3 protein-coding genes are annotated in these 3962 nt (G+C 35.8%); all 3 read right to left on the bottom strand.

Going from position 1 to position 3962, the window contains the following annotated elements; translation table 11 throughout:
• Positions 1-162 precede the first annotated feature (162 nt).
• The gene (locus RMN92_RS02050; RefSeq protein WP_309607800.1) at positions 163-2577 is read right to left on the bottom strand and encodes a ribonucleoside-diphosphate reductase subunit alpha; all 2415 of its coding nucleotides are present in this window, start codon (positions 2575-2577) and stop codon (positions 163-165) included.
• Positions 2578-2775: 198 nt separating this feature from the next.
• Positions 2776-3381: an REP-associated tyrosine transposase gene (locus RMN92_RS02045; protein ID WP_309607799.1), complete on the bottom strand. Its 606-nt coding sequence runs from the start codon at positions 3379-3381 to the stop codon at positions 2776-2778.
• A 187-nt stretch (positions 3382-3568) separates the two neighbouring features.
• The coding region (locus tag RMN92_RS02040; protein WP_309607798.1) for a ribonucleotide-diphosphate reductase subunit beta at positions 3569-3962 on the bottom strand (394 nt) is incomplete at its 5' end.

The following is a 3962-nucleotide window of genomic DNA, read 5'->3' as shown; positions in this document are numbered from 1 at the left end:
TTGCTATAACTTCTCTACATTTATTGTCATCTGGAAAGGCTTTTATGAACTCTAAAATATTCTCCCCCCTAAATATTGCTTCCATCTACTATATTTTACTGTAAATATAATTGTTTTTTATGTATGTAACTCGATAATTTTTAATTCTTAATTTTTAATTAATTACGATCCACACATCTCACAATCTTCCAAACCAGCATTTTTTGCCAATTCAATCATGGCTTTGTATTCGTCGGCTGACATTGCAATATTTTCAACTTCGGCTGCAACCAAAATAGGTTGTTCTTTTACTTCTATTGGCTCTGCTTTTTTGTCGTTGTTCAACGTAAACTTGATGGCATCGACAGCTGCTTTTGTTCTCAAATAATACATTCCAGTTTTCAAACCCGATTTCCAGGCATAAAAATGCATTGACGTTAGTTTTGAGTAATTGGCATCTTGCATAAATAAGTTCAACGACTGCGATTGATCGACAAAATAACCACGGTGACGCGACATATCGATAATATCTTTCATAGACATTTCCCAAACTGTTTTGTACAACTCTTTCAAATCTTCTGGAATATCAAGGTTTTGTACCGAACCATTGTGACGCATTAACTCTTGTTTCAAATCTTCTGTCCACAAATTGCGTTTTACCAAATCTTCCAGTAAATGTTTGTTGACTACAATAAACTCACCCGATAAAACACGTCTGGTATAAATATTGGAAGTATATGGTTCAAATGCTTCGTTATTTCCTAAAATTTGCGATGTTGAAGCCGTTGGCATTGGTGCTACCAAAAGCGAATTACGAACGCCGTGTTCTAAAACTTCTTTTCTCAAAGCTGCCCAATCCCAACGACCAGAAAGTTCCTCATCTTTGATATTCCAAAGATTGTGCTGGAATTTTCCTTCCGAAATTGGCGAACCTTTAAAGCTGGAATATGGTCCTTCTTCTTTAGCCAATTCCATCGATGCAGTTACCGCTGCAAAATAAAGTGTTTCAAAGATTTCTTGATTCAATGTTTTGGCTTCATCACTTGTAAATGGCAAACGCAACATAATAAAAGCATCGGCCAAACCTTGCACACCTAATCCAATTGGACGGTGGCGTTTGTTTGAATTTTCGCCTTCAATAACTGGATAATAATTTCTATCGATTACTTTATTCAAGTTTCTGGTTACACGCTTGGTCACAGTAAACAACATATCGTGGTTGAATTTTCCGTTTTCGACAAACATTGGCAATGACAATGATGCTAAGTTACAAACCGCAATTTCATCTTTCGAAGTAAATTCCATGATTTCGGTACACAAGTTCGATGAACGAATGGTTCCTAGATTTTTTTGATTCGATTTTCTGTTGGCTGCATCTTTGTACAACATATATGGTGTTCCAGTTTCTATTTGCGATTCTAGAATTTTTTCCCACAATTCGTGCGCTTTGATTGTTTTTCTACCTTTTCCGGCTTTTTCATAATCGGTATACATTTTCTCGAATTCTTCGCCATGAACATCATACAATCCTGGACATTCATTTGGACACATTAAGGTCCAATTTCCATTTTCTTCCACACGTTTCATGAACAAATCTGAAGTCCACATGGCAAAAAACAAATCTCTAGCACGCATTTCTTCTTTTCCAGTGTTCTTTTTTAAGTCCAAGAAATCAAAAATGTCAGCATGCCAGGTTTCAATGTAAATTGCAAAACTTCCTTTTCGTTTTCCGCCTCCTTGGTCAACATAACGCGCGGTATCATTGAAAACTCGTAGCATTGGCACAATTCCGTTCGATGTTCCGTTAGTTCCACGAATGTAACTTCCTGTGGCGCGAACATTGTGAATAGACAATCCAATTCCGCCCGCAGATTGCGATATTTTTGCCGTTTGTTTCAAAGTGTCATAAATACCATCGATGCTATCGTCTTGCATCGCTAATAAAAAGCATGATGACATTTGTGGTTTTGGCGTTCCAGCATTAAACAAGGTTGGTGTGGCGTGTGTAAAGAATTTTTTCGACATTAAGTCATAGGTTTCTATAACCGATTTTAAATCGTCTAAGTGAATTCCAACCGAAACCCTCATCAACATGTGCTGCGGACGCTCCACAATTTTACCGTTTATTTTTAATAAATAAGAACGTTCAAGGGTTTTGAATCCAAAATAATCGTAATTAAAATCTCTGTTGTATATAATGTGTGAATCTAAAAATTCAGCATTTTCTTGTATTACTTTGTGTACTTCTTCAGACAAAAGCGGTGCTTCTTGTCCGTTTCTCGGGTTTACATAATGGTACATTTCCTTCATGGTTTCCGAGAAAGATTTTTTGGTATTGGAATGCAAATTTGAAATGGCTATTCTAGCTGCCAATTGTGCATAATCTGGATGCGCAATTGTCATGGAAGCGGCGGTTTCTGCGGCAAGATTGTCCAATTCTGAGGTTGTTACACCATCGTACAATCCTTCAATTACTCGCATGGCTACTTTTACAGCATCGACCAAATCGTTTAATCCGTAACACAGTTTTTTGATTCTATCTGTGATTTTGTCAAACATTACTGGCTCTTTGTGGCCATCTCTTTTTACTACGTACATAATTTTTGTTGCTTTAGTGAAATAGAAAATCCCTTCGCTATTTCGGGGTTATTTGTAATCTTTGTTTTTGGTTCCGCGAAGTCTCCGACTTCGTGGAGGTGTTTGAAGGTCTCTGACCTTCTATGTATAATATTCTTTATGTTTTAGGCGGTCGAAGACCGCTTGAAACAATCACGAAGTCGGAGACTTCGCTCAACATTACCAACTAAATCCATTACTAAACAATCTTGGATTCAAAACATCAATCACAGGATTGTCTGCTTTTTGAATTTCTAATAAACCATTGTCATTTACGTAATTGCTAGCACTTGAATGCAAATAATGAGACGCATTATCTACAATACCTGCTCTAACTGGATTCAGATGAATGTAATCTAGTTTTTGCCAAAGAAATTTTTCTGTGTAAATTTCTTCTGGATGATTGCCATACTGCCAAAACTGATATTTCTCATTTCTCGAATGGCTTCTGCAAGCAAATTCAAATCTTTTTAACATCCAGTCTTTTCTGCTTTCGATTTCTGATTCTTCTATTGTGTCTAAAATTTTTCTAGCTGTAAACTTCTTGAAATCTCTTATTAAATCTGATAATTTTCTGTTTTCTGATTGAACAATCATGTGAATGTGATTGGACATAATTACATATCCGTATAAAATCATTCCTTTATTTTTAATGCAATAATCTAAACTCTCAATAACAATATCTTTATAAACTTTTCTTGAAAAAACATCTACCCAATCAATCACTGTCGAAGTAATAAAATGAGCTTTTGTTTGGTCATTTATTTGGTATCCGTTTTCATTCATAAATAATTTCTAGTTCTTTAAAGTCTCCGAGTTCATGCAAATGTTTGAAAATCTTTGGTCTTCTTTTAGAATATAATCTTTGTTATATTATGCGGTCGGAGACCGCTACTCACCATCACGAAGTCAGAGACTTCGCTGAACTTTTAGCAATGACAATAACGAAATCGGAGACTTCGCTAAACTTTATTTAAAAATCCGCGTCAAATGTAATTTTCTGAGCTTCACTATCGGTGTTCATAACACCCGCTTTTTGGTATTCGGCTACTTTTTTCTCGAAGAAATTGGTTTTTCCCTGCAGAGAAATCATATCCATAAAATCAAACGGATTTGCGGTATTGTATTTTCTATCACATCCTAATTCTACCAGTAATCTATCGGCAACAAATTCTAAATACTGTGTCATTAATCCAGCATTCATACCAATTAATGAAACTGGCAATGATTCTGTAATAAATTCTCTTTCAATTTTTAAAGCATCGATAATGATTTCTCTAATTCTTGCTTTTGGCACTTTGTTGACCAAATGGTGGTTGTGCAAATGCACTGCGAAATCGCAATGAACGCCTTCGTCACGCGAAATT

Origin of the sequence: Flavobacterium sp. (assembly GCF_031363805.1) — a bacterium.
Classification (GTDB): Bacteria; Bacteroidota; Bacteroidia; order Flavobacteriales; family Flavobacteriaceae; genus Flavobacterium.
The sequence above is the reverse complement of the archived record's forward strand: the minus strand, read 5'-3'. Positions and strand labels throughout refer to the sequence as shown.